Raw genomic sequence first — 24718 nt, 5'->3', positions numbered from 1 at the left:
CCCGGGGGAGACGGGGACGGGCACTGACCCGAATGCCGAGGCGCCGGTGCCGGTGTCCTGGGACGCCGGTTCGGCGGATTACCGGGCGGGGAGCTGGGCACAACGCTTGCAGACTCGCTGTGCGGCAGGCGCGGGGCGGGCGGATCGGACGGCGTGCCCCGTTGCCGAGGGACTGAAGTCGATTTATCGTCCCAGCACGATTCGCGTGCAAGGTCACAAAATGTGAAGGGGCCGCGGCCATGGTGGCGAAGAAGACCGCCGTACAGCAGTCGGCGTCCGGCAGATCCACGGAGGCGGCCGATTCGAAGCCCGTCTCCTCCAAGGCAGCCGGTACCGGGGCCGTCGCTGCCGACAAGACCGCCGCGCCGGTGAAGCGGGCGCCGCGGAAGTCGGCCGCGGTCAAGAAGTCGGCAGCGGCCAAGAAGGCAGCGGCCAAGAAGTCGGTCGGGGCCAAGAAGGCGGCCGCTTCCGCGGCCGAGGGAGCGGCACAGGCCGCCAAGACGACGGGAGCCACGACGGTGGTTGCGAAGAAGACCCCTGGCACGACCGCGGCCGCGGCTGCGGACAAGCCCACCGCGGTTCCCAAGGCGCGGGTGGCCGCGGCGGAACCCGGTGAGCTCGCGGTACGCCCCGGCGAGGACCCGTGGACCACGGAGGAGGTCGAGGAGGCGCGCACGGAACTGCTCTCCGAGGCCCTGCGGCTGCGGGCCGAGATCACCCACTCCGAGGAGTCCCTGGTGGGGCTGATGCGCGACTCCGGGGACGGCGCGGGCGACGATCAGGCGGACACCGGCACCAAGAACATCACGCGCGAGAGCGAGATGGCGCTCGCGGCCAACGCCCGGGAGATGCTGGAGCAGACCGAACGCGCCCTGGAGCGCCTGGACGCGGGCACGTACGGGCTCTGTGAGAACTGCGGCAACCCCATCGGCAAGGCCCGCATGCAGGCCTTCCCGCGGGCCACCCTGTGTGTCGAGTGCAAGCAGAAGCAGGAGCGGCGCTACTGACCCGCCGCCGGCCTCCCGTCGATCGAACACCGATCCGCCCGCTGTGGCTCCTGGGCACCTGGCCGCGGCGGGCTGTGCCGTACCCTCTTGCTCAGTCAGGCACCTAGGTTGAGGGACTCACGTGGCAGAGGCGGAGCGCATCATCGGTACGCCGGATACCCCGGGCGAGGCGGGGGCCGAGCCGGAGCAGCCCGACCGGAGCGCGACCCCGGGCGAGGCCGGAGAGCCCAAGGGCAGGCGCCGGATCGCCGTACTCTTCACGGTCGCCACCCTGGCCTACGCGCTGGACCTGGTCAGCAAGCTGATCGTGGTCGCGAAGCTGGAACACCACGAGCCGATCGAGATCATCGGGGACTGGCTGCGCTTCGAGGCCATCCGCAACGCGGGCGCGGCCTTCGGCTTCGGCGAGGCCTTCACGATCATCTTCACGGTGATCGCCTCGGCCGTGATCGTGGTGATCGCCCGGCTCGCCCGCAAGCTCTACAGCCTGCCCTGGGCCATCGCGCTCGGCCTGCTGCTCGGCGGTGCGCTCGGCAACCTCACCGACCGGATCTTCCGTGCGCCGGGCGTCTTCGAGGGCGCGGTCGTCGACTTCATCGCACCCAAGCACTTCGCGGTCTTCAACCTCGCCGACTCCGCGATCGTCTGCGGCGGCATCCTGATCGTGCTGCTGTCCTTCCGGGGCCTGGACCCGGACGGCACCGTCCACAAGGACTGAGAGCTCTCTGCGCGCGGGCTGCCGTACGGCGGTGTCCGACCCGTCCGGCATACTCGACGGGTGAGCACCGTTCCCGATATCCGTACCCTGCCCGTGCCCGACGGCCTGGAGGGCGAGCGTGTCGACGCCGCCATCTCCCGCATGTTCGGCTTCTCCCGTACGAAGGCCGCCGAGCTCGCCGTGGCGGGAAAGGTCACGGTCGACGGCTCGGTGGTCGGGAAGTCCGAGCGGGTGCACGGCGGCGCCTGGATGGAAGTGGAGATGCCGCAGGCACCCGCGCCCGTGCAGGTCGTCGCGGAGCCCGTCGAGGGCATGGAGATCATCCACGACGACGATGACGTGGTCGTGATCGTCAAGCCGGTCGGTGTCGCCGCGCATCCCAGCCCCGGCTGGTCCGGGCCGACCGTGATCGGCGGCCTCGCCGCCGCCGGATACCGGATCTCGACCTCGGGCGCCGCCGAGCGCCAGGGCATCGTGCACCGCCTCGACGTGGGCACGTCGGGCCTGATGGTGGTGGCCAAGTCGGAGTACGCGTACACGTCGCTGAAGCGCCAGTTCAAGGAGCGCACGGTCGACAAGCGTTACCACGCGCTCGTCCAGGGCCACCCCGACCCGACCAGCGGCACCATCGACGCGCCCATCGGCCGGCACCCGAACCACGACTACAAGTGGGCGGTCACCGCCGAGGGCAAGCCCTCCGTGACCCACTACGACCTGATCGAGGCGTTCCGCTCGGCCTCGTTGCTCGACATCAAGCTGGAGACCGGCCGCACGCACCAGATCCGCGTCCACATGTCGGCCCACCGGCACCCTTGCGTCGGCGACCTGACATACGGCGCCGACCCGACGCTCGCCAAGCGGCTCGGGCTGACGCGCCAGTGGCTGCAGGCGGTGCGGCTCGGGTTCGAGCACCCCGGTGACGGGCAGTGGGTCGAGTTCGAGTCCGGCTATGCCGAGGACCTGCAGCAGGCGCTGGACCGTGTGCGGGAGGAAAGCGACGCATGAGCGTGCTGCTGGGGGCGTCGTCCTACGTGGTGCGGGTCGCGGAGGACCCCGCCGACCGTGAGGCCTGCTTCGCGGTGCGCAAGGAGGTCTTCGTCGTCGAACAGCAGGTCCCCGAAGACCTTGAGTACGACCTGTACGACGCCGACGCCGTGCATGTGCTCGCCATGCGCGAGGACGGGCTGCCGCTCGGCGCCGGGCGGCTGCTGTACGGCGACGCGGCGGTCGCCAAGACCGGTGGAGAGTCCGGCGTCGGGTCCCTGGGGCGGCTGGCCGTCGTCCGGGCCGCGCGTGGGCTCGGTGTCGGGGTCGCGCTCGTGCGGGGCATCGAGGACGCGGCACGCGCGCGTGGGCTGACGGCGGTCGATCTGCACGCGCAGACGCACGCCCTGGGGTTCTACGAGCGACTGGGGTACGTGGCCTACGGGCCGGAGTACCCGGAGGCCGGGATCGCGCACCGGGCGATGCGGATCGCTCTCCAGGACCTGTCCGGAACCTAGGCACCGGATAGGCACCGGAGAAGCCTCCAAGGTCCCGGGCCCGTCCTCGGCTGGTCCTGAAGGCGGGCCCGGTGGGCCGCCCGGATCGAGGCGGTCACCCGCCCGCAGGGTCGCGGGTGGCACGCTGGTGGTCCGACCGCCTGATCGTCCAGACCACGTTGGAGCGCTGACCGTGGACCAGTTGGCCCTGTTGTTCGTGCTGTTGCTCGGGGCCGTCGTCAGCGTCCCGCTGGGGGACCGGTTCGGGCTTCCGGCGCCGGTGTTGATGACCCTGTTCGGGATCGTGCTGGCCCTGCTCCACTTCGTACCGAACGTGGACATCCCGCCCGAGCTGATCCTGCCCGCGCTGCTTCCACCGCTGCTCTACGCCGCTGTACGGCGTACCTCCTGGCGGCAGTTCGCCGCCAACAAACGGCCGATCTTCCTGCTCGCCGTGGCTCTGGTGTTCGTCACCACCGCCGTGGTCGCCGCGGTGGCCCACGCGATCGTGCCCGGGCTGCCGATCGCCGCCGCCGTGGCGCTCGGCGCGCTGGTGGCGCCGCCCGATCCGGTCGCGGCCACCGCCGTCGCCGGACAGCTCGGGCTGCCGCGCCGCCTGGTGTCGATCCTGGAGGGCGAGGGGCTGTTCAACGACGTGACGGCGATCGTGCTCTACCACGTTGCCATCGCCGCCGCCATCAGCGGCTCCTTCTCGGTGCCGGGTGCCCTGCTCGACTTCCTGCTGTCCGCCGTCGTCGCGGTCGCCGTGGGGATCGGGCTCGGGTGGGGCGCGAACCGGCTGATGGACTACCTCGGCGATCCGACGCTGCAGATCGGGCTGACCCTGCTCGTGCCGTACGCCTCGTACGTGCTGGCCGAGGAGCTGCACGGGTCCGGTGTGCTGGCGGTGCTCACCACGGCGATGTTCCTGGCGGAGTACGCGAACGACGCGGACGACGTCATGACGAGGCTCGCCGGGCACACGTTCTGGAACATCGTCGACACGCTGGTCACCGGGGTGGCGTTCGGGCTCATCGGACTGGAGCTGCACAACGCGATCAGGACGGCGTCGGGGCGGTGGCAGGAGATGCTCGGCTGGGCCGCCGCCATCGTGGGGGTCGTCGTGCTCGTACGCCTGGCCTACCTGCTGCCCGCCACCTGGCTGACCAAGCGGCTGCACGCGAAGCGGGACCGCGACGAGGACATTCCGACGACGTGGCGGGAGACCGTCGTCATGTGGTGGGCCGGGATGCGAGGGGTGGCCTCCGTGGCGCTCGCGCTGGCCATTCCGCTGGAGATGGAGAACGGGGCGCCGTTCCCCAACCGGGACGAGATGATCTTCATCGCGTTCGGGGTGATCATGGCGACGCTCGTGGTGCAGGGGCTGAGCCTGCCCTGGCTGGTCCGGAAGCTGGGGGTGCGGGCCGACACCGACGAGGAGAAGGCGTTCGAGAAGACACTCGCCCTGCGGGCGGCCAAGGCGGCCAAGCAGCGCCTCAGGGAGATCGGGGAGACGGAGGATCTGCCCGACGAACTCACCGAGCAGTTGCTGCGGCGGGCGTTCGACATCGGGTACCGGATCAGCCCCGACCTGGGGGAGGACGAGCGGCAGGAGGCCCACGAGCAGCGTGCCAGGCGGATCAAGCGGGTGCGGCGGATCCAGGGGGAGATGCTGTCCGCGGCCCGGCACGAGGTGCTGGCGGCGCGGAGTGAGGCGGGGGCGAATCCGGAGGTCGTGGACCGGGTGCTGCGGCACCTGGATGTGCGCAGCTTGCGGTGACCCTCGCCGGGTGGGGGGCGTCGGGGTGAGGGGGCCTGTGGGCGGGGCCGTGGGTGGGTGCCGGCCGGTGGGGGCTTGTCGCGCAGTTCCCCGCGCCCCTGAAGGGCGCCCCTGACCGGCGCCCCTGAAGGGCGCCCGGTGAAGGCGCCCCCAGGTCAGCCGCGGCCTGTGCGTGGGGGTTCCACCATGCGGCCGCGTGTGGATGTGCGGGATCGGTGGGTTTCGGCGCCGTTCGCCTGGGCGGTGCTCGGCGGGAGGATCGCGTCGGCCGTGTTGACGCGGGGCAGGGCGTACGGGTGGTGGGTGGTCAGCCAGCGGAACATCTGTTCGCGGACGGTGACGCGGACCGTCCAGACGTCGTCCGCGTCCTTCGCGGTGACCAGCGCGCGTACCTCCATCGTGTTGGGCGTGGAGTCGGTGACGGCGAGGCCGTAGTCGCGCCCGTCCCATGCGGGGCACTCGCGGAGGATGTCGCGGAGCTTGGTGCGCATCTCCTCGACGGGCGCGGTGTGGTCCAGGTGGAAGAAGACCGTGCCGGTCATCTGCACACCGCCGCGGGACCAGTTCTCGAACGGCTGCGACGTGAAGTACGAGACCGGCATGGTGAACCGGCGCTCGTCCCAGGTGCGTACCGTCAGGAAGGTGAGCGTGATCTCGTCGACCGTGCCCCACTCACCGTTCACCACCACCGTGTCGCCGAGGCGCACCATGTCGCCGAAGGCGATCTGCAGCCCGGCGAACATGTTGGCGAGGGTCGACTGCGCGGCGACACCGGCGACGATGCCGAGGATGCCGGCCGAGGCGAGCAGCGAGGCGCCGGCCGCGCGCATCGCGGGGAAGGTCAGCAGCATGGCGGCGACCGCCACCGTACCGACGATCGCTGAGACGACCCGCTGGATCAGCGTCACCTGCGTACGGACCCGGCGCACCCTGGCCGGATCGCGGTGAGCGTTGGCGTAGCGGGAGTACGAGGACTCGACGATCGCCGTCGCGATCCGCATCATGAGCCAGGCCGCGGAACCGATGAGGACCAGGGTCAGGATCTGGCCGATCCCTTCGGAGTGGTCGTCGGCGATCTCGGCCCGGTCGTACGACCCTCGCAGCAGTGCCACGCACATCACGAACTGCAGGGGAAGACGGCAGCGGCGCAGCAGGCCCCACAGCGGGATCCCTTGGTGGCGTTGATCGGCACGTCGCAGCAGCAGGTCGACGATCCAGCCGACGAGCAGCGTCAGTACGAGCGAGCCGCCGATCACGATCAGCGGGCGAAGCACGTTCTCCATGCCTTCGACCGTAACCGGCCGACGGGGATCGTTAACCTGTGGTCCCGGTCATATCCGCTGCGTCACCTCTGCCGACCGGCTGTCAGTGGTGGCTGGCACCATGGCCTCATGAACATCATGCTCTTCCATTCGACCTACGGGCTGCGGCCCGCGGTGCGGGACGCGGCGGACCGGCTGCGCGCGGCGGGACACGAGGTGTGGACGCCCGACCTCTTCGAGGGGCGGACCTTCGAGACCGTGGAGGAGGGCATGGCCTTCAAGGACGAGCTGGGCAGGGACGAGCTGCTCAAGCGGGCCGTCCTGGCCGCGGCACCGTACTCGGAGCGAGGGCTCGTGTACGCGGGGTTCTCACTGGGCGCGGCGACCGCGCAGACCCTGGCCCTCGGCGACGGCAAGGCCCGCGGGCTGCTGCTCCTGCACGGCACGTCCGACATCGCGGAGACCGCCTCGGTGGACGAGCTGCCGGTCCAGCTGCATGTCGCCGAGCCGGACGCCTTCGAGCCCGATGACTGGCTGACCGCCTGGTATCTGCAGATGGGCAAGGCGGGGGCCGACGTGGAGGTCTACCGGTACGCGGGCGCCGGACACCTCTACACCGACCCCGGGCTGCCGGACTACGACGAGGAGGCCGCCGAGGCCACCTGGCGGGTGGCACTCGGCTTCCTCGAAACCCTGTAGCCGAGAACTCTGTAGCCGAAGACTCCGTAGCCGAGACGCTGTGACCGAGACTCCGCGGCTGCTGGCGGGGCGGGATCAGACCGGGTCGTACGTCCGCTCGACCTTCTGCGTACCGCTGCGCGTGCGGTACGAACGTGCCCAGGACGCCGTCGCGTTCGTGGACGTGCGGTCGGACAGGACGTAGTAGTCCATCTGCGCCCGCTCGGCGGTGAGGTCCAGGACGCCGTAGCCGTGGCGGTCGGTGTCGACCCAGTGGACATGCCGGTTGGCGGCCCGGATCACCGGTGACGCCAGGGCCGAGACGGTGCCCTCGGGGACCTTGACGAGGTCGTCGAGGTTGTCGGAGGTCACCGACGTGACGACGAACTCGGTGGCGGCGGAGGCCGACAGCGGATACGTACCGGCGTTGTGGGGCACGTCGTTCGCCCAGGCCATGTGGATGTCGCCGGTGAGGAAGACCGTGTTGCGGATCGCGTTGTCCCGCAGGTGCGCGAGCAGTTCGCGGCGGTCGTCGGTGTAGCCGTCCCACTGGTCGGTGTTGAGGGCGAGGCCCTCCTTGGGCAGGCCGAGCAGCTCCGCGAGCGGCTTCAGGAGTTCGGCGGAGAGCGAGCCGATGGCGAACGGGGCGATCATCACCGAGTTGCCGACCAGCCGCCAGCTGGTGTCCGAGGCCCGCAGGCCCGCCTTCAGCCAGTCGAGCTGGGCCCGGCCGGTGAGGGTACGGGCCGGGTCGTCCACCGAGCCGTTGCCCACCGACACCTGCTGCGAGCGGTACGAGCGCAGGTCGAGCAGTGAGAGGTCGGCGAGCTTGCCGAAGCGCAGCCGCCGGTAGGTGGTCCCCTCGATGGCGGGCCGGACCGGCATCCACTCGAAGTAGGCCTGCTTGGCGGCCGACTGACGGGCGGACCAGGCGCCCTCGGCGCCCTCGGTGTGGTTTTCGGCGCCGCCCGACCAGGTGTCGTTGGCGAACTCGTGGTCGTCCCAGATCGCGATGACCGGAGCCGCCGTGTGCAGGGCCTGGAGATCGGGGTCCGTCTTGTAACGGCCGTGCCGGGTGCGGTAGTCGGCGAGGGTGACGATCTCGTGCGTTGGGGCGTGCGGGCGTACGACGGTGTCCCGGGTCCCGTACTCGCCGCTCCCGTACTCGTAGATGTAGTCGCCCAGGTGCAGCCAGGCGTCCAGGTCGCCGCGCGCCGCGAGGTGGCGGTACGCGGCGAAGTAGCCGGCCTCCCAGTTGGCGCAGGACACCACGCCGAAGCGCATGCCGGCCACGGCCGCGTCGTGGGCGGGGGCCGTGCGGGTGCGGGCGGCAGCTGAGTCGGTGCCGCCGCTGGAGAAGCGGAACCAGTAGTCCGTGGCGGGCTTCAGGCCGCGGATGTCCGCCTTGACGGTGTGGTCGGAGGTGGCGGCCGCGGTGGTCGAGCCCTTCGCGACGATGTTCGTGAACGCCTTGTCCGTGGCCACCGCCCAGCCGACTTCGAGGTCCGGGCCGAGCCCGGAGCCGGGGGTCGCCTCGGCGGTGGGTGTCACCCGGGTCCACAGCAGGATGCCGTCGGGCAGCGGGTCGCCGGAGGCGACGCCGTGCAGGAACGCGGGGGCCTGGACGGCGCGGGCCGGCAGTGCGGCGGCGAGCGGGGCCCCGAGGGCGGCGGTGGCCGCGGCCGCCTTGACCACCGTACGGCGGCTCGGGGCGGGAAGGTCGGGGAGGCCGTGGCTGGAGAGGGATCTGATGCGACTGGTCACGGTCGGTCAGATTACTGATGAGTAGGGCTTTCTGTAAGGCGTTAAGGACATGAAGGGCGGGCGAACTCGGAGGAGTTCACCCGCCCTGTTGCCCTTTGCCCTGTGCCGCCCTGTTGCCCCGCGCCGCCGTGGGCTACTTCGTGACGCCCGCGTCCTTGAGGGCCTTCTGCCAGTCGGCGACCGTGCTGGGGTTCTTGATCACCTTGTCGTTGATCTTGATGGTCGGCGTCGAGTCGACACCCTTGGAGTCGTCGAACGTCTTGCTCATCCTCATCGCCCAGGCGTCGTACGTGCCCTTCTCGACGGCGTCCTGGAACTTCTTGTTGCCCTTCAGGGCGTCCACCGTGTTCGCCACCTTGATCAGGTAGCTGTCCTTGGCGAGGTCGTCCTTCGTCTCTTCCGGGTGGTACTTCGTCGAGTACAGCGCGGTCTTGAACTCCAGGAACGCGTCGGGGCTGACGTTCAGCGCGGCGCCGAGCGCGCTCACCCCGTTCTTCGAGCCCTCGCCGCTGAGGTTTCCGTCGAGGAACGTGCCGAGGGTGAAGGAGAGCTTGTAGTCGCCGTCCTCCATGCCCTTGTTGACGGTCTCGCCGACGGTCTGCTCGAAGGAGGCGCAGGCCGGGCAGCGCGGGTCCTCGTAGAGGTGGACCGTGTTGTCGGTCTTGGAGTCGCCGATGACGACGGTCGAGCCGTTCTTGCCGCTGGTGTTGGCGGGGGCGACGACCTTCGCGTCGGCGGCCTCTTCCCACTTCGAGGGCTCGTTGTTCTGTACGACGGCGTAACCGATGCCGCCGGCTATCGCGAGGACCGCGACGATCGATCCGGCGACGATGATCTGCCGCTTGGCCTTGTCGCGCTTGGCCTGACGCTCGCGCTCGATGCGCAGCCGCTCACGGGCCGCCGACTTCGAGGCCTGACTGTTCCTCTTGCTCATGATCGTTTCTCCGTGGTGAAGGCGGGTGTACGAGGACTGGTGTGCTCAGGCGGAAACGGCCGAGCACGGCGGTCCACGCCGCCCCACGGAGTGCACGAAGAGCCGCGTACGCGCGGCGGCGACCCGGCGCGGGGACCGCGGCATCCGGCGCACCGGAGTGAGATGTACGGTCACCGCGGCGACCGCGACCATCAGTGGACGGAAGGTGGTGGCGGCCACCGCGCCCAGGAACTGGGTCAGGGCCCGCTCGCCGCGGCGGAGCCAGGCGGCAGCCAGGAGACCGACGCCGATGTGCGCGAGGAGCAGCAGCCAGGCGGCACCCGGGTCGGCGTGCGCGAGCAGGGCCGCGGCGGGCGGGGCCTCGCCGCCCGCCACCCGGGCCAGCGGGGTGCCGACCTCACCGCCACCGCAGAGCATGTCGAGGCCGACCGAGCGCAGCGGGCCGGTGACCGGGCCGCCCGCCCTGCCGTAACAGGCGTGCTGGCCCGCGGTGAACAGCGTGTCGGCGGCCAGCTCCAGCGGGATCAGCAGGGCGGCGATCTGCCCGAAGCCGCGCTCCCGGCCCGCCAGCGCGTACGCGACGACGAAGACGGCGCCGGTGATCGCGGCCACGGTGGTCAGCGGCAGGGGGACCCGGGACAGCAGCACGTGCGACGCGGTGCTGAGCGTCACGACCAGTGCCGTGAACAGCGCCGCGCGCACGGCTCTGAGCTGGGTCCCGGATATGTCCATAGCAGTGAAGAGTCTGTCACGTACTCCTGTAGGAGACCCCTAAAGGGTTCCTGTGGGTGGTCGGACGGCTACAGACCCGGAATCCGTCCGTTACGGAACAGGTCCACGAAGATCTGGTGGTCGGCGCGCGCCCGTGCGCCGTACTCGTGTGCGAAGTCCACGAGGAGGTCGCCGAAGCTGTCCTCGTCGCCCGCGATCGCCGCGTCGATGGCGCGCTCCGTGGAGAACGGCACCAGCTCCGAGTGGCCGCTCTCGTCGTCCGCGGCGGCGTGCATGGTGGCGGTGGCCCGGCCGAGGTCCGCGACGACCGCCGCGATCTCCTCCGGGTCGTCGATGTCGCCCCAGTCCAGGTCGACCGCGTACGGCGAGACCTCCGCGACCAGCTGGCCCGCGCCGTCCAGCTCGGTCCAGCCCAGCCACGGGTCGGCGTGCGCCTGGAGGGCGCGCTGGGAGATCACCGTGCGGTGGCCCTCGTGCTGGAAGTAGTCACGGATCGAGGAGTCCGTGATGTGCCGGGAGACGGCCGGTGTCTGGGCCTGCTTGATGTAGATCACCACATCGTTCTCCAGGGCGTCGGTGGCGCCCTCCAGGAGGATGTTGTACGAGGGCAGGCCGGCCGAGCCGATACCGATGCCGCGACGGCCCACGACGTCCTTCACCCGGTACGAGTCCGGGCGGTCCAGGGACGACTCGGGCAGCGTCTCCAGATAGCCGTCGAAGGCGGCGAGGACCTTGTAGCGGGTGGCCGCGTCCAGCTCGATGGAGCCGCCGCCCGGCGCGAAGCGGCGTTCGAAGTCGCGGATCTCGGTCATCGAGTCGAGCAGCCCGAAACGGGTCAGCGAGCGCGCGTCCCGCAGGGCGTCCATGAGCGGGCCCTGCGCGGTGTCCAGCGTGAAGGGCGGCACCTCGTCGCTCTTGGCGCCCGTCGCGAGGGCGTGGATGCGCTCGCGGTAGGCGGCCGCGTACGTCCGGACGAGGGCGGTGATCTGCTCGTCGCTCAGCGCCTTCGCGTAGCCGATCAGGGCCACGGAGGCCGCGAGACGCTTGAGGTCCCAGGTGAAGGGGCCGACGTACGCCTCGTCGAAGTCGTTCACATTGAAGATCAGGCGGCCCTGGGCGTCCATGTACGTGCCGAAGTTCTCCGCGTGCAGGTCGCCGTGGATCCACACCCGGGAGGTGCGCTCGTCCAGGTACGGCCCGCCGCGCTTCTCCTGCTCCAGGTCGTGGTAGAAGAGGTTCGCCGTCCCGCGGTAGAACGCGAACGCGGAGGCGGCCATCTTCCGGAACTTCACACGGAAGGCGGCCGGATCGGCGGCCAGCAGATCGCCGAAGGCGGTATTGAAGACGGCGAGGATCTGTTCGCCGCGCTGCTCGGCGCTGAGCTGCGGAACCGACATCGCTGGGTGCCTCCTGGTGCAGGTGGTGCATGACGAGTGGGACGGAATGCGCCGTTCGCCGGAACGGATGTCTCCGTCATTGGAACGGATGTCTCCGTCATTCTCCAACGGACGGGGGTTCGCGGGAGTGCCCGTTTCCCCCGCATGAAGGTACGGGGGGAAGCGCTCGGAGTGTCAGTGCTCAGGCATAGACTTCGTGGCTGTCCCCCAGACTGTCCGCAGCTCGTAGGGACCCTGTCGACGCCCGTTCTTCCTGGAGGCCGAAGCCGTGTCAAAGACGCCGTTCACGCACCTGCACGTCCACACCCAGTACTCGCTGCTGGACGGTGCCGCGCGGCTGAAGGACATGTTCGACGCGTGCAACGAGATGGGCATGACGCACATCGCGATGTCCGACCACGGCAACCTCCACGGGGCGTACGACTTCTTCCACACGGCCAAGAAGGCCGGCGTCACGCCGATCATCGGGATCGAGGCGTACGTGGCCCCCGAGTCGCGGCGCAACAAGCGGAAGGTCAAGTGGGGCCAGCCGCACCAGAAGCGGGACGACGTGTCCGGTTCGGGTGGTTACACCCACAAGACGATCTGGGCGGCGAACCGGACGGGGCTGCACAACCTGTTCAAGCTCTCCTCGGACGCGTACTCGGAGGGCTGGCTGCAGAAGTGGCCCCGGATGGACAAGGAGACGATCTCCCAGTGGTCGGAGGGACTGATCGCCTCCACGGGGTGCCCCTCCGGTGAGCTGCAGACCCGGTTGCGCCTGGGCCAGTTCGACGAGGCGGTGAAGGCGGCCTCGGAGTACCAGGACATCTTCGGCAAGGACCGGTACTTCCTGGAGCTGATGGACCACGGCATCGACATCGAGCGCAAGGTCCGTGAGGATCTGCTGCGGGTGGGCAAGAAGCTGGGCATTCCGCCGCTGGTGACGAACGACTCGCACTACACGTACGCGCACGAGGCGACCGCGCACGACGCGCTGCTGTGCATCCAGACCGGCAAGAACCTCTCCGACCCGGACCGCTTCCGCTTCGACGGCGGCGGCTACTACCTGAAGTCGACGGACGAGATGTACGCCGTCGACTCCTCGGAAGCCTGGCAGCAGGGGTGCGCGAACACGCTCCTGGTGGCCGAGCAGATCGACACCGCAGGCATGTTCGAGGCGAAGAACCTCATGCCGAAGTTCGACATCCCGGACGGCTTCACCGAGGTCACCTGGTTCCAGGAGGAGGTCCGCCGCGGCATGGAGCGGCGCTTCCCCGGCGGTGTCCCCGACGACCGCCAGAAGCAGGCCGAGTACGAGATGGACGTCATCATCCAGATGGGGTTCCCGGGATACTTCCTCGTGGTCGCCGACTTCATCATGTGGGCCAAGAAGCAGGGCATCGCGGTCGGCCCCGGCCGCGGTTCGGCGGCCGGTTCGATCGTGTCGTACGCCATGGGCATCACCGACCTCGACCCCATCCCGCACGGTCTGATCTTCGAGCGGTTCCTCAACCCCGAGCGCGTCTCCATGCCCGACGTCGACATCGACTTCGACGAGCGCCGGCGCGTCGAGGTGATCAGGTACGTGACCGAGAAGTACGGCGCCGACAAGGTCGCCATGATCGGCACGTACGGCAAGATCAAGGCGAAGAACGCCATCAAGGACTCCGCGCGCGTGCTGGGCTACCCGTACGCGATGGGCGACCGGCTCACCAAGGCGATGCCCGCCGACGTCCTGGGCAAGGGCATCGACCTGAACGGCATCACCGACCCCACGCACTCACGCTACGGCGAGGCCGGCGAGATCCGGGGGATGTACGAGAACGAGCCGGACGTGAAGAAGGTCATCGACACCGCGAAGGGCGTCGAGGGCCTGGTCCGGCAGATGGGTGTGCACGCGGCCGGCGTGATCATGTCCAGCGAGCCCATCGTCGACCACGCCCCGCTCTGGACGCGCCACACCGACGGCGTCACGATCACACAGTGGGACTACCCGCAGTGCGAGTCGCTCGGCCTGCTCAAGATGGACTTCCTGGGCCTGCGCAACCTCACGATCATGGACGACGCCATCAAGATGGTGAAGGCCAACAAGGGCATCGACCTGGAGATGCTCTCCCTCCCGCTGGACGACCCCAAGACCTTCGAACTGCTCTGCCGCGGTGACACCCTCGGCGTCTTCCAGTTCGACGGCGGCCCGATGCGCTCGCTGCTCCGCCAGATGCAGCCCGACAACTTCGAGGACATCTCCGCCGTCTCGGCCCTCTACCGGCCGGGCCCGATGGGCATGAACTCGCACATCAACTACGCGGAGCGCAAGAACGGCCGCCAGGAGATCACCCCGATCCACAAGGAGCTGGAGGAGCCGCTCCAGGAGGTGCTGTCCGTCACCTACGGCCTGATCGTCTACCAGGAGCAGGTCCAGAAGGCCGCCCAGATCATCGCCGGCTACTCGCTCGGCGAGGCCGACATCCTGCGCCGCGTGATGGGCAAGAAGAAGCCCGAGGAACTGGCGAAGAACTTCGTCCTCTACCAGGCGGGCGCCCGGAAGAACGGCTACAGCGACGAGGCGATCCAGGCCCTGTGGGACGTACTGGTCCCCTTCGCCGGATACGCGTTCAACAAGGCCCACTCGGCCGCGTACGGACTCGTCTCGTACTGGACCGGCTATCTGAAGGCGAACTACCCGGCCGAGTACATGGCCGCGCTGCTCACCTCCGTCAAGGACGACAAGGACAAGTCGGCGGTCTACCTCAACGAGTGCCGGCGCATGAAGATCAAGGTCCTGCCGCCGAACGTCAACGAGTCCGAGCAGAACTTCGCCGCCCAGGGCGACGACGTGATCCTCTTCGGCCTCTCCGCCGTCCGCAACGTCGGTACGAACGTCGTCGAGTCGATCATCCGCAGCCGCAAGGCCAAGGGGAAGTACGGCTCGTTCCCCGACTACCTCGACAAGGTCGAGGCGGTCGCCTGCAACAAGCGCACCACGGAATCACTGATCAAGGCCGGCGCGTTCGACACGATGGGGCACACCCGCAAGGGCCTCACCGCGCACTTCGAGCCGATGATCGACAACGTGGTCGCGGTCAAGCGCAAGGAGGCCGAGGGCCAGTTCGACCTCTTCGGCGGCATGGGCGAGGAGGACAACACCGAGCCCGGCTTCGGCCTGGACGTGGAGTTCACCGACGACGAGTGGGACAAGGTCTACCTGCTCGCCCAGGAGCGGGAGATGCTCGGCCTGTACGTCTCCGACCACCCGCTCTTCGGCCTGGAACACGTGCTGTCCGACAAGGCCGACGCCGGCATCAGCCAGCTCACCGGCGGTGAGCACGGGGACGGCGCGATCGTCACCATCGGCGGCATCATCTCCGGCCTCCAGCGCAAGATGACCAAGCAGGGCAACGCCTGGGCCATCGCCACCGTCGAGGACCTCGCCGGCTCCATCGAGTGCATGTTCTTCCCGGCCACCTATCAACTGGTGTCGACGCAACTCGTCGAGGACGCCGTGGTGTTCGTCAAGGGACGCCTCGACAAGCGCGAGGACGTCCCCCGCCTCGTCGCGATGGAACTGCAGGTCCCGGACCTGTCGAACGCGGGCACCAACGCGCCCGTGATCCTCACCATCCCGGCCCTGAAGATCACACCGCCCATGATCAGCAGGCTCGGTGAGATCCTCAGCCATCACAGGGGCGAGAGCGAGGTGCGCATCAGGCTCCAGGGCCCGAGCAGGACCACGGTCCTGCGCCTCGACCGGCACCGGGTGAAGCCGGACCCCGCGCTCTTCGGCGACCTGAAGGTACTGCTGGGCCCGGCCTGCCTGGCCACCGGCTGATCGTTTCCCGGGATTCCGGACCGGCGCGAGGGGCGCACCCGCTGACGGGTGCGCCCCTCGGCATGTGCCAGAGCCTCAACGGCCCTTGCGTCTGATTCAGTTGTGGTGGCCCGATTGTGGAGACTCGGTTGTGGCGACTCAGTTGTGGCCGAAACGCTTCTGGTGCTTACGCGCGACATCGGCTGGGTTGCCCTGGATCTGCGACATCGGCGATCGCTGCGCCTCCGTCGAGGACCGGTCGGCCTGCTCCTGCGTACGCTCGGTCTGCGAGGAGCGGTCCCGCTCGCCACCCTGCTTGCGGTTCTTGTTCTTGGCCATGGTGTTGCCTCCTACGGGGGATTCAGGGGCCAGGGCCGGGACCAGACTCACATAGGCTGAGGAGTCGCGCATTTCGGAGAATTACCGTGCGTAATAAGGCCCGTCGGCGAGCGATCCTCCCGATCCGCCACGCCGAAGATCGAGTTCCGGCCGTTAACCTCCGCGCGGTCGGGCAGACTCGAAGCAAGCCCGAAGCAAACCTCCCGGAAAGAGGGTGGATCGCGTGGACCGCTGCATTGTCCTGGTGGACGCCGGTTACCTGCTTGGGGCCGCTGCCAGTCTCCTCGCCGGGGAACCCTCGCGATCCCGGATCACCGTCGACCACGCCGCCCTCATCCAGGGGCTGCGCGAGCGCGCCGAGTCCGAGACGGACCGGCCCCTGCTGCGCATCTACTGGTTCGACGGGGCCCCCGACCGCGTACCGCAGCCGGAGCACCGCAGGCTGCGCGTGATGCCCCGGGTCACGGTCCGTCTGGGCGCGTTGACCCGCAGCGACGGGCGGTGGGCGCAGAAGGGCGTGGACGCCGCGATGCACGCCGAGCTCACGGAGCTGGCGCGCAACCGTGCCTGCTCCGACGTCGTGCTCGTCACCGGGGACGGGGATCTGCTGCCCGGCATGATGGCGGCCAAGGAACACGGGGTCGCCGTGCATCTGTGGGCCGTACAGGCCGCGGACGGCGACTACAACCAGTCCGAGGACCTGGTCGCGGAGGCCGACGAGCGGCGCGTACTCGACCGGATGTGGATCACCAAGGCCGTCCGGGCCAAGGAACTCGGCGGTGTCTGCGCGCCGCCGCCCGTGCCGCGGCCCGAGATCGCCGCGATCCTCTCCGCGCCGCTGCCCGAGTCCGCGCTCGGCTCCGGGCTCGGCTCGGCGGGCGAGCGGACCGTGGGGGAGACCGAGCACGCGCAGGCCGCCCCGAGCGAGAACGGCACGGAGGCGCGGGTACCGGCCGCCCCGAAGGGTGTCCCCACGCCGAAGGATCTGGCCGCGCTGCGGGCGCCCGGGGCTCTTGCCGGCGCCGGTGCGCAGCCGACGGCGCAGCATCCCGCGAACGCGACGCTCCGCTGGTCGTCCGACAAGGGATGGGTGGACCGCGACCGGCCCGGGAGCGCCGCCGAGACCGCGGAGGCGGCGCTGCTGCCGACGCTCGCGCAGCTCACCTCGGCCGAGCAGCGGTGGGCCGACCGTGAGGAGGACATCACCACGGTGGGCGGTGATCCGTTCGAGGTCGGGCAGGTGTTCGCGCGGCGCTGGATGGAACGGCTGTCCGACCAGGCGCAGCTGCCCAAACTGTCCACGATGTATCCGCGGGTGCCGCACCGGATCGACGGCGAGTTGTTGCGGTACGCGGCCCGGTTCGGGTTGCTCGCGCACAAGGACGACCAGATCGACGAGCACGATCGGTATGCCATCCGGGCGGGGTTCTGGCGGGAGATCGACGCGCGGACCGCGGCGGAGCACGCTCCCGCTGGGGAGTAGGAGGGGGTTTGCTGTTGCCTGCGGGCCGGCGGGGGCCGGCCGCGCCCACGCGGCGGAGCCGCACATCGGCACAGCCCCGCGTCCCTGAGGGCACAGCCCCGCGCCCCTGACAGGGCTCTTACGGGGTCGATATCGGGTGTATGCCCGCCCCGGGGGGCGTTCGTGGGGTGGGACCCCGTAGTCTCGGGTCTCGTGAGTAAGCGCACCGCACAGGCAGTCCGGGACGGACACGGCGGGGATGTCGTGTGCGCCGTGCGGGATCTCACGAAGACGTATCCGGCGGTGCGTGGACGGCGCGGAGCACCCGGCACACCCGAGGTGCGGGCCACCGACGGGGTGCGGATCGACATCAGGCGGGGCGAGATCTACGGCCTGCTCGGCCCGAACGGCGCCGGCAAGACCACTCTCGTACGCCAGCTGACCGGGCTGATGCGCCCCGACCGCGGCAGTGTCGAGATCCTCGGGCACGACATCGTGCGCCATCCCGAGCGGGCGGCGCGGCTCCTCGCGTACCTCGGGCAGGAGTCCACCGCCCTCGACGAGCTGACCGTGTCGCTCGCCGCGGAGACCACCGGACGGCTGCGCGGGCTCGACGTGCGCACCGCACGGGCCGAGCGGGACGCGGTCCTGGAGGAACTGGGACTCACCGCTCTCGCCTCGCGGCCCCTCAAGAAGCTCTCCGGCGGGCAGCGGCGACTCGCCTGCTTCGCCACCGCACTCGTCGGCGAGCGGCCGTTCCTCGTCCTCGACGAGCCGACCACCGGCATGGACCCCGTCGCCCGCCGTGCCGTCTGGGGCGCCGTCGACCGGCGCAGGGCCGAGCACGCCACGACGGTCCTCCTGGTCACCCACAACGTCATCGAGGCGGAGACCGTCCTCGACCGGGTCGCCGTGCTCGACAAGGGCCGTGTCATCGCCTGCGACACCCCCTCCGGGCTGAAGGAGCAGGTCGCCGGCGAGGTGCGTCTCGAACTGGTCTGGCGCGAGCGCGCTCCGCTCGACGTGCCCGAGGTCGCGGCCCTGCACGACCGCGCCGTAGAGTCGGGCCGTCGCTGGTCGCTGCGGCTCTCCCCCGAGGAGGCCCGTGCGGCCGTCGCGGCGGTCACCGGCGGCGCCGCCTTCGCGGCCCTGGACGACTTCACGCTCGCCACGCCGAGCCTGGAGGACGTGTACTTGGCGCTGGGCGGCAGCGCCGGAAGCGTACGGGGGTTGGTCAAGGCATGAGCATGCGGGCCTCCGCAGCCGTACGGAACAGGAACAGGGACAGGTACACAGACAGCCGAAGCGAACAGGAGCCGCTCGACGTGAGTGTCGTACCCGCCGAGGTCCTGCCCGGCGCAGCCCGTGTGAACGGGAGCCGGACCGGTCACGGCACGGACACCGAGGACGGTACCCGTGCCGTGGCCGGGCTCGGGCCGCGCGCGCGGCTGTGGCCGGCCCTGGCCGCCGTCTACCGGGCGCAGCTCTCCCGGGCCAGGGTGGCGCGGATCCCGCTGCTGTTCGTGGCGACCTTCCAGTCGATCGGGATCATGGTCCTGATGCGCGGGGTCGTGGACGGCGGCAGCGAGGCGCGGGCCGTGGTCGCCGGTTCGTCGGTCCTCGTGGTCGCGTTCGTCGCGCTCAACCTGCTCGCCCAGTACTTCGGCCAGCTGCGCGCGAGCGGCGGCCTCGACCACTATGCGACGCTGCCCGTGCCGCCGGCCGCCGTCGTGCTCGGCGCGGCCGCCGCGTACGCCTCCTTCACCGTGCCCGGGACGTTCGTGACCGCCGTGGTGGGCAGCGTGCTCTTCCAGCTGCCGCTGACGCACCTGTGGATCCTCGTCGCCGTCGTCCCGCTCGTGGGCGCGGCGCTCGCCGGACTCGGAGCGGCGCTCGGGCTCCTCGCCCCCCGCCCCGAACTGGCCACGCTGCTCGGCCAGTTGGGCATGTCCGCCGCGCTGCTGCTCGGCGTGCTGCCGCCGGACCGGCTGCCCACGTATCTGCAGTGGGCACGCGATCTGATGCCCTCCACGTACGGGGTCGACGCTCTGAGCCTGACCTTCGGGGAGCACCCGGACTGGGGTGTCGTCCTGCTCGACCTCGCCGTGTGCGCGGGCGTGGGTGTCGCCTCACTGGCGGTCGCGACCTGGGCCTACCGCCGGGCGGCCGTCCGGTGACGCGGCCGACAGGCGGGCCTGGCACGATGTCAGTGTGACCGCACCGTTGACTCCGCCTCCGCAGCCGAACGACCAGCCGCCGCACGACGCCTGGCAGGCGCCGCCCGCCGGGTATGCGCTCGGTCATGAGGAGGACGGCCCCGGGATGAGGACAGAGCTGCGCGAGGCCGCGATCATCACCGTCGCGATGGCCCTCGGCGGGGTGCTGCTCGGTGTCCTGTGGTGGTGGCTGGCACCGCAGGTGCCGCTCGTCTCGGACAGCTCCGCCGTCTACATCAAGGACACGGAGGGGGAGCAGGCCATCGCGGTGGACGGCACGTTCACCCTGTTGGCACTCGCCTTGGGCCTGGTCACCGCGCTGGCGGTGTTCCTCGTGCGGCGCCGGGGCGGCATCGCGCTCGTCGTCGCGCTGACCGTCGGCGGCATCCTCGGCTCCCTGCTCGCCTGGCGGCTCGGCATATGGCTCGGACCCACCCAGGACGTGGCCGGGCACGCCGAGGAGGTGGGCAAGGGCGTCACGTTCGACGCCCCCCTGGAGCTCGGTGCCAAGGGCGCCATGCTCGCCTGGTCCTTCTCGGCCCTTCTGACCTATCTGGGTCTGACGGCTCTTTTCGCCCCGAGGGACCCGGATCCCTTCGAGTCCCCGTACCCGCCGGCTCCTCAAGCCTGACGGCCCGGACGGACCTGACGGCCTGACGCCCCGGGCGCGGGCCCTGAGGGCCATGGCGGCCCTGACGGCCAGGGCGGGGCCGCCCACTGACTCAGGTGACTCAGGCGGGCCTGCGGCCGTGGTTCGCCCGGCCTTTTCTGACCCGCCACTTCCGCTTGCGCGTCTTCTTCGACATGTCCTCGGTACTTAACCGAGAACCCCGCTCACGTCGAGGGGTCACGCACGCCCGACGGCGGCCGCCACCGCGTCCGTGAGCTTCGTGAGGTCGCCCGGAGCCAGCTCGACCTCCAGCCCCCGCCGGCCCGCCGACACACAGATGGTGGCGTGCCCGCTCGCGGACGCGTCCAGCACCGTACGGAGCTTCTTGCGCTGCCCGAGGGGCGAGATGCCCCCGCGGACGTATCCCGTGGTGCGCTCCGCGGCGGCCGGATCGGCCATCGTGGCCCGTTTTCCGCCCACCGCCGCCGCCAGTGCCTTCAGGTCGAGGGAGCCCGCCACGGGCACGACGGCGACCGTCAGCTCCCCGTCGACATCCGCGACCAGCGTCTTGAAGACCCGGTCCGGCGAAACACCCATCGCCTCGGCCGCCTCCTCCCCGTACGAGGGATGCGCCGGATCGTGTTCGTAGGCGTGGACCGTGAACTCGACGCCCGCCGCGGCGAGCGCCACGGTCGCCGGCGTCCCGCCCGGCTGCGGCTGCTGCTTCTTCGCGTTCTTCGCGTTCTTCGACTTCTTCGCCAAGAGATCCTTCTTCGCCGGGGGACCCGTGGTGCGGGCGCGGGTCAGTTGAGGTTCGTCGGCCCGCGGGTCAGCTCCGACGCGGGCAGCGACGGCAGATTGCGGATGATCGCGGTCTCCGCCCGCAGCAGCGTCAGCTCCTCCCGCAGCCGGGAGGCCGTGTCCGGAGCCTGCAGCAGCCGCTGCTTGGCCGGAACGTCGAGCATCGCCGCGGCCGCGACCAGGTAGGAGACGACGGCCGGCTCGTCCGGCAGATCGGCCCCGGTCGCCAGGGACCGCTCCCGCGCCCCCGCCAGCCGCTTCTGGTACTGCCGGAAGGCCCGCAGCACCCCCTCTGCCAGCGCCCCCGCCTCGTCGCCGGGCTCCTCGGTCAGTTCCTCCAGCTCGGCCGTCAGATAGGGCCCGGAGGCGTCCACGGAGAGCAGCCGTACCCGGGTCGTCCCGGTGGCCAGCGCCTCGAAGCTGCCGTCGGCCCGCTCCCGGACGGTCGCCGCGTCGGCGATGCACCCCACCGCGTGGAAGGCCTTCACCGGGTCGTTGCCGAAGCCTGCCGAGGGCCCGCGCCGCGGCACGGCCGTCTGGTCCGGCATGCCGGGCGAGGTCGCCGCGACCTCGTGGCCGTCGCGGATGGCGACGACGGCGAACCGGCGCGGTTCGTCCTCGGGGGTCTTCAGCAGATCGCGCATCATCGCGCGGTAACGCTCCTCGAAGATGTTCAGCGGCAGGACGAGCCCGGGAAACAGCACCGAGTTCAGGGGGAAGAGTGGGAGCCGGACGGTGGTCACGACGCAAAAGCCTAATGGTCAACGGAGGACGCACGTCCGCCGTGCTCACTCCGTGGATACGGAAGATCCCTTTTCCGTGCTCTCAGGGGTCTGTCCGAGGCCACCTGGAGCCGGATTCCGTCGCGCAGTTCGAGGAACTGGCCGAGCGGATCGTCCGAGACGCGGTCCCAGGGGAACGAGGTGGCGTACGGGCCGATCCCACGCAGCTGTTCCAGCGCCTCCTCCCAGCGGTCGAGCCGGATCAGCACATAGGTGAGCACATTGCGGACCTCCGCGGGCCACGGGTCGGCGTCCGGATACTCCCCGGAGAGGGCGATCGCCAGGTCGGCCGCCGAGTCGAGACGCTCGCGGTGCACGGCGGCCCCGCCGCCCTCGGTCAGATAGGCGAAGGCCGCGCGCACGGGCAGCGCCTGGACCAGGGAGCCGGGCAGCGCGTCCTGCGCGGCCCGCTCGGCGAAGTCGAAGCACTCGCGGTGCGAGCCGTACCAGGCGGCGGACAGGTACTGCAGAGCCGCCACATGGCAGCCGTAGTGGTGCGGGGAGCGGCGTACGGCCTGTGCCCACAGCTGCTCGAACTCGGTGTGCGACGCGTTCGTGCCCCTGGCGTGGTCCAGCGCGATCCGCCACGGCACCGGGTCACGCGGGTCGGCCTCGGCGGCGGCGGAGATCAGGGGCGCGACCTGGCGCAACAGCTCGGCGCGGGCCGGTGACCGCCAGCCCCGGCACACCGCGAGCTCGGCCTTGACCAGCAGCGCGTCAGGGTCGTGCGGGGCGGCGGAGCGCCAGTCGTCGAACCACTCGCCGCGGGAGAGGGCGAAGGTGGCGAGGCGGGTCGTGTACCGGTCCCGGTTCTCCCACTCGGCGGCCTCACGGGTGGTGGCCAGCAGTTTGCCGGCGGTGCCGTAGTCGCCCCGGCCCGCCGCGACCAGGGCCGGACCGAGCCGTTCGTCCGGGGCGTCGAGAAGTACCTCGTCGTCGTCGGGCAGGCCGGCGGCGAGACTCGAAGTGTTCTGTGCCATCCGGACCGTACGGAGGAGCGCGCGCAGCAGTGCCATGGTGTCGTCCATTGAAATCCGCAGGTCGGACGCTTACCAGGGGGTACGCGGTGACGCTTTTGTAACCGTGGTTTGGTTGCATCGAGAACGGTCAAGGACGGGTAAAAGGTGACTGTTCCTCAGGTGTTGGTCGGCTGCGCGACACCCATGCCGTGCGGCACCCAAGCTGAGCGGCACCCAAGCTGAGCGGCACCCAAGCTGAGCGGCACCCACGCGGCCGGGGAGGCCCAGAGGTCGTGCCGCAGCCTCTGCGGCTCAGCCCCTGCGACTCAGCCCCTGCTGAGCAGTCGGGTCGCGCCCGCCGCCACCGTCGTCGCCAGGATCCACCCCAGCAGGATCACCACCGCGGCCAGCCACTGCCAGCCGCCGCGCAGCTGCCAGTAGCCCGCCTGGCCGAGGTCGATGACCGGCAGCAGCAGGTCCAGAGCGAACAGCGACGGGTTCCACGGTGGATGCTCACCGGTCTTGAGCGGCGGATGGTCGGCGTGGGCGAAGGCGAAGGAGGTCGCCGCCCACAGCACGGCCATCCACACGGCCGCACGCCCCGGCCGGTATCCGTAGGCGACCGTCCAGTCCTGTACGTAACCCCACAGCCTGGCCGCGATCGGCAGGTTCTCGCGTCGGTGGCGCTGCTTGGCGAGCAGTACCGCGCGCGCGTCCTCGTCCTCGCCGCCGTTGCGCATCACCGTGGCCAGCCGCTCGTACGGCTCCGGGCTGTACTCCGGAGTGGCGGCGGCCACCCACTGCAGGCGCTTGGCCAGCGGGAACGGGCCGCGCGGCACCAAGTACTCGTACTGGAAGCCGCCCATCTGCAGCTGGCCCGCGCCCGGCCAGCTGGCCGCCTGGTCGATGAGGGTGACCACCCGCGCTCCGTTCAGCACGATCCGGCCGCGCTGCGGTCGCCGGCCGAGGAAGCGCAGCTCGGGCACCTGGACGCGGCGCAGCGAGATCTCCTGGTCGTCGCGCAGGGTGAGACGCGCCTGCTCGAAGTCCACCGCGTCCCCGAACCGGCCGTCGTCGAGCCGGATCCCGCCCTCGCACTCGAACCGCTGCACCCGGGTGCCCCGCGCGGGGGTCCGGCCGCTGGTCTGCACGGGGTCGAGGAGGCCCGCGGGGGTCAGATACATGGTGCGCTCGACGGTCAGCTGCGGTGCGTTCAGGGCCCGGCGCCCGTACGGATTGGCCAGCCGGCTGCCGCGCAGGCTGAGCGAGACACCCACCTTCGCGCCGCGCAGGCTCAGTTCGCCGTGCGACTCCATCATCTCCGCCTGAAGGTCCTGTCCGACGGTCAGCCCGTCGCCGATGAGGGAGTTGCCGCGCCGGTCCTGGTGGATCACCGTCTGGTTGAGCAGCAGGTCCGTGCCGATCTGCGCGTCGGTGAGGCGTATGCCGTTGTGGAAGCGGCAGCGCGGCAGGTGCAGATCGCCCTCGGTGTGCAGCCGGGCCGCCTCAAGACGCGGTATCGCGCAGTCCACCAGCCGCACGGTGGTGAACCGCGACTCCGGCAGCAGGATCTCCTTCTCGAAGCGGCAGCCCTTCATTTCGAGATAGGGCTCGACGGCGCCGCCCGCGAGGTCGAGCACGTCGACGATCTGCACCCCGGTCAGTTTGAGGGAGGCCACGCGGCCGTCGAGGGCGGGCGGCCCGTTCAGCAGCAGCCAGCACACGATCCGGGCCCGCACGGTGCGCTCCGGGCCCCACGGGTGGCCGCCGTGCGGATCGTCGACGACGGTGTCGCCGGCCCGCAGGTCGTACACGCTGCCGTTGCGGAACGCCTGCCACATGCCGGCCTCGGCGCTGTTCAGGTCGTCGGGCAGCTCTCCGGCGCGGAGGCCGGCCCCGTCTGTCACGGTTCTCTCTTTCTCCTCTGCTCGCGGGTTCCGTACCCCCGTCCCTGTGATGCCCGCTGGGTGACGGCCTGAACGCCAGGAGTGAAGGTGATCATCCGG

Annotated in this window: 21 protein-coding genes; 11 read left to right on the top strand and 10 right to left on the bottom strand. The window is 70.5% G+C overall.

Going from position 1 to position 24718, the window contains the following annotated elements; translation table 11 throughout:
- Nucleotides 1-239 precede the first annotated feature (239 nt).
- The 5 genes from AB0D14_RS02910 to AB0D14_RS02890 all read left to right on the top strand — a co-directional run bounded on the left by AB0D14_RS02910 (nucleotide 240) and on the right by AB0D14_RS02890 (nucleotide 4986).
- Nucleotides 240-1007, top strand: a complete 768-nt coding sequence (locus tag AB0D14_RS02910) for a TraR/DksA family transcriptional regulator (protein ID WP_362773727.1) — start codon at nucleotides 240-242, stop codon at nucleotides 1005-1007.
- A gap of 121 nt (nucleotides 1008-1128) precedes the next feature.
- Nucleotides 1129-1725: a signal peptidase II gene (lspA, locus tag AB0D14_RS02905; RefSeq protein WP_362773724.1), complete on the top strand. Its 597-nt coding sequence runs from the start codon at nucleotides 1129-1131 to the stop codon at nucleotides 1723-1725.
- A gap of 60 nt (nucleotides 1726-1785) precedes the next feature.
- Nucleotides 1786-2730: an RluA family pseudouridine synthase gene (locus tag AB0D14_RS02900; protein WP_362773721.1), complete on the top strand. Its 945-nt coding sequence runs from the start codon at nucleotides 1786-1788 to the stop codon at nucleotides 2728-2730.
- Nucleotides 2727-3227 carry a GNAT family N-acetyltransferase gene (locus AB0D14_RS02895; RefSeq protein ID WP_362773718.1) on the top strand — a complete coding sequence of 167 codons (501 nt, stop codon included), beginning with the start codon at nucleotides 2727-2729 and terminating at the stop codon, nucleotides 3225-3227. Before AB0D14_RS02900 ends, AB0D14_RS02895 begins: the two co-directional genes overlap by 4 nt.
- Before the next feature lie 172 nt (nucleotides 3228-3399).
- Nucleotides 3400-4986, top strand: coding sequence for a Na+/H+ antiporter (locus AB0D14_RS02890; RefSeq protein ID WP_362773716.1), 1587 nt, complete (start codon nucleotides 3400-3402; stop codon nucleotides 4984-4986).
- A 155-nt stretch (nucleotides 4987-5141) separates the two neighbouring features.
- Here the strand turns inward: AB0D14_RS02890 and AB0D14_RS02885 are convergent, their stop codons facing one another.
- Nucleotides 5142-6269 carry a mechanosensitive ion channel domain-containing protein gene (locus tag AB0D14_RS02885; RefSeq protein ID WP_362773713.1) on the bottom strand — a complete coding sequence of 376 codons (1128 nt, stop codon included), beginning with the start codon at nucleotides 6267-6269 and terminating at the stop codon, nucleotides 5142-5144.
- A 108-nt stretch (nucleotides 6270-6377) separates the two neighbouring features.
- On the opposite strand from AB0D14_RS02885, the gene AB0D14_RS02880 reads away from it, so the two are divergent.
- Nucleotides 6378-6947: a dienelactone hydrolase family protein gene (locus tag AB0D14_RS02880; protein ID WP_362773711.1), complete on the top strand. Its 570-nt coding sequence runs from the start codon at nucleotides 6378-6380 to the stop codon at nucleotides 6945-6947.
- 75 nt (nucleotides 6948-7022) lie between these two features.
- Here the strand turns inward: AB0D14_RS02880 and AB0D14_RS02875 are convergent, their stop codons facing one another.
- From AB0D14_RS02875 to AB0D14_RS02860, 4 genes are all read right to left on the bottom strand, one after another.
- Nucleotides 7023-8690 carry an alkaline phosphatase D family protein gene (locus AB0D14_RS02875; protein ID WP_362773708.1) on the bottom strand — a complete coding sequence of 556 codons (1668 nt, stop codon included), beginning with the start codon at nucleotides 8688-8690 and terminating at the stop codon, nucleotides 7023-7025.
- A gap of 133 nt (nucleotides 8691-8823) precedes the next feature.
- Complete coding sequence (locus AB0D14_RS02870; RefSeq protein WP_362773705.1) at nucleotides 8824-9624, bottom strand: DsbA family protein; 801 nt, start codon at nucleotides 9622-9624, stop codon at nucleotides 8824-8826.
- Nucleotides 9625-9669: 45 nt separating this feature from the next.
- Complete coding sequence (locus AB0D14_RS02865; RefSeq protein WP_362773703.1) at nucleotides 9670-10356, bottom strand: hypothetical protein; 687 nt, start codon at nucleotides 10354-10356, stop codon at nucleotides 9670-9672.
- 68 nt (nucleotides 10357-10424) lie between these two features.
- Entirely contained in the window at nucleotides 10425-11753 is a 1329-nt protein-coding gene (locus AB0D14_RS02860; RefSeq protein ID WP_362773700.1) for a DUF2252 domain-containing protein, read from the bottom strand.
- 268 nt (nucleotides 11754-12021) lie between these two features.
- Between AB0D14_RS02860 and dnaE the strand changes: the two genes are divergently transcribed.
- Nucleotides 12022-15564, top strand: coding sequence for a DNA polymerase III subunit alpha (dnaE, locus tag AB0D14_RS02855; RefSeq protein WP_362773698.1), 3543 nt, complete (start codon nucleotides 12022-12024; stop codon nucleotides 15562-15564).
- Nucleotides 15565-15702: 138 nt separating this feature from the next.
- On the opposite strand, the gene AB0D14_RS02850 is transcribed toward dnaE, so the two are convergent.
- Nucleotides 15703-15882: a hypothetical protein gene (locus tag AB0D14_RS02850; RefSeq protein WP_362773695.1), complete on the bottom strand. Its 180-nt coding sequence runs from the start codon at nucleotides 15880-15882 to the stop codon at nucleotides 15703-15705.
- A 223-nt stretch (nucleotides 15883-16105) separates the two neighbouring features.
- Here AB0D14_RS02850 and AB0D14_RS02845 point away from each other — a divergent pair, with 223 nt between their 5' ends.
- The 4 genes from AB0D14_RS02845 (at nucleotide 16106) to AB0D14_RS02830 (ending at nucleotide 20191) form a co-directional block, all read left to right on the top strand.
- Nucleotides 16106-17365 carry an NYN domain-containing protein gene (locus tag AB0D14_RS02845; protein ID WP_362773692.1) on the top strand — a complete coding sequence of 420 codons (1260 nt, stop codon included), beginning with the start codon at nucleotides 16106-16108 and terminating at the stop codon, nucleotides 17363-17365.
- 243 nt (nucleotides 17366-17608) lie between these two features.
- On the top strand, nucleotides 17609-18589 hold the full coding sequence (locus AB0D14_RS02840) for an ABC transporter ATP-binding protein (RefSeq protein WP_362773931.1): 981 nt from the start codon (nucleotides 17609-17611) through the stop codon (nucleotides 18587-18589).
- 80 nt (nucleotides 18590-18669) lie between these two features.
- Nucleotides 18670-19521: an ABC transporter permease gene (locus AB0D14_RS02835; RefSeq protein WP_362773690.1), complete on the top strand. Its 852-nt coding sequence runs from the start codon at nucleotides 18670-18672 to the stop codon at nucleotides 19519-19521.
- A gap of 34 nt (nucleotides 19522-19555) precedes the next feature.
- Nucleotides 19556-20191, top strand: coding sequence for an AAA family ATPase (locus tag AB0D14_RS02830; protein ID WP_362773687.1), 636 nt, complete (start codon nucleotides 19556-19558; stop codon nucleotides 20189-20191).
- 216 nt (nucleotides 20192-20407) lie between these two features.
- On the opposite strand, the gene ybaK is transcribed toward AB0D14_RS02830, so the two are convergent.
- From ybaK to AB0D14_RS02810, 4 genes are all read right to left on the bottom strand, one after another.
- Nucleotides 20408-20932 carry a Cys-tRNA(Pro) deacylase gene (gene ybaK / locus AB0D14_RS02825; protein WP_362773685.1) on the bottom strand — a complete coding sequence of 175 codons (525 nt, stop codon included), beginning with the start codon at nucleotides 20930-20932 and terminating at the stop codon, nucleotides 20408-20410.
- A 41-nt stretch (nucleotides 20933-20973) separates the two neighbouring features.
- Nucleotides 20974-21714 (bottom strand): LON peptidase substrate-binding domain-containing protein, encoded by a 741-nt coding sequence (locus tag AB0D14_RS02820; RefSeq protein ID WP_362773682.1) that lies wholly within the window; start codon nucleotides 21712-21714, stop codon nucleotides 20974-20976.
- Between the two features lie 11 nt (nucleotides 21715-21725).
- Nucleotides 21726-22781, bottom strand: coding sequence for a hypothetical protein (locus AB0D14_RS02815; RefSeq protein ID WP_362773679.1), 1056 nt, complete (start codon nucleotides 22779-22781; stop codon nucleotides 21726-21728).
- Nucleotides 22782-23038: 257 nt separating this feature from the next.
- On the bottom strand, nucleotides 23039-24619 hold the full coding sequence (locus AB0D14_RS02810) for an oxidoreductase (RefSeq protein WP_362773677.1): 1581 nt from the start codon (nucleotides 24617-24619) through the stop codon (nucleotides 23039-23041).
- Nucleotides 24620-24718: the final 99 nt, after the last annotated feature.

The sequence above is a fragment of the Streptomyces sp. NPDC048484 genome (genome assembly GCF_040651415.1).
Lineage (GTDB): Bacteria > Actinomycetota > Actinomycetes > Streptomycetales > Streptomycetaceae > Streptomyces.
The sequence above is the reverse complement of the archived record's forward strand: the minus strand, read 5'-3'. Positions and strand labels throughout refer to the sequence as shown.

Excerpts from the sequence above, each read along its gene's own strand:
- AB0D14_RS02910 (WP_362773727.1), top strand. The coding sequence starts at position 240 with ATGGTGGCGAAGAAGACCGCCGTACAGCAGTCGGCGTCCGGCAGATCC.
- AB0D14_RS02895 (WP_362773718.1), top strand. The coding sequence starts at position 2,727 with ATGAGCGTGCTGCTGGGGGCGTCGTCCTACGTGGTGCGGGTCGCGGAG.
- AB0D14_RS02885 (WP_362773713.1), bottom strand. The coding sequence starts at position 6,269 with ATGGAGAACGTGCTTCGCCCGCTGATCGTGATCGGCGGCTCGCTCGTA.
- AB0D14_RS02880 (WP_362773711.1), top strand. The coding sequence starts at position 6,378 with ATGAACATCATGCTCTTCCATTCGACCTACGGGCTGCGGCCCGCGGTG.
- AB0D14_RS02870 (WP_362773705.1), bottom strand. The coding sequence starts at position 9,624 with ATGAGCAAGAGGAACAGTCAGGCCTCGAAGTCGGCGGCCCGTGAGCGG.
- AB0D14_RS02865 (WP_362773703.1), bottom strand. The coding sequence starts at position 10,356 with ATGGACATATCCGGGACCCAGCTCAGAGCCGTGCGCGCGGCGCTGTTC.
- AB0D14_RS02860 (WP_362773700.1), bottom strand. The coding sequence starts at position 11,753 with ATGTCGGTTCCGCAGCTCAGCGCCGAGCAGCGCGGCGAACAGATCCTC.
- AB0D14_RS02850 (WP_362773695.1), bottom strand. The coding sequence starts at position 15,882 with ATGGCCAAGAACAAGAACCGCAAGCAGGGTGGCGAGCGGGACCGCTCC.
- AB0D14_RS02815 (WP_362773679.1), bottom strand. The coding sequence starts at position 22,781 with ATGGACGACACCATGGCACTGCTGCGCGCGCTCCTCCGTACGGTCCGG.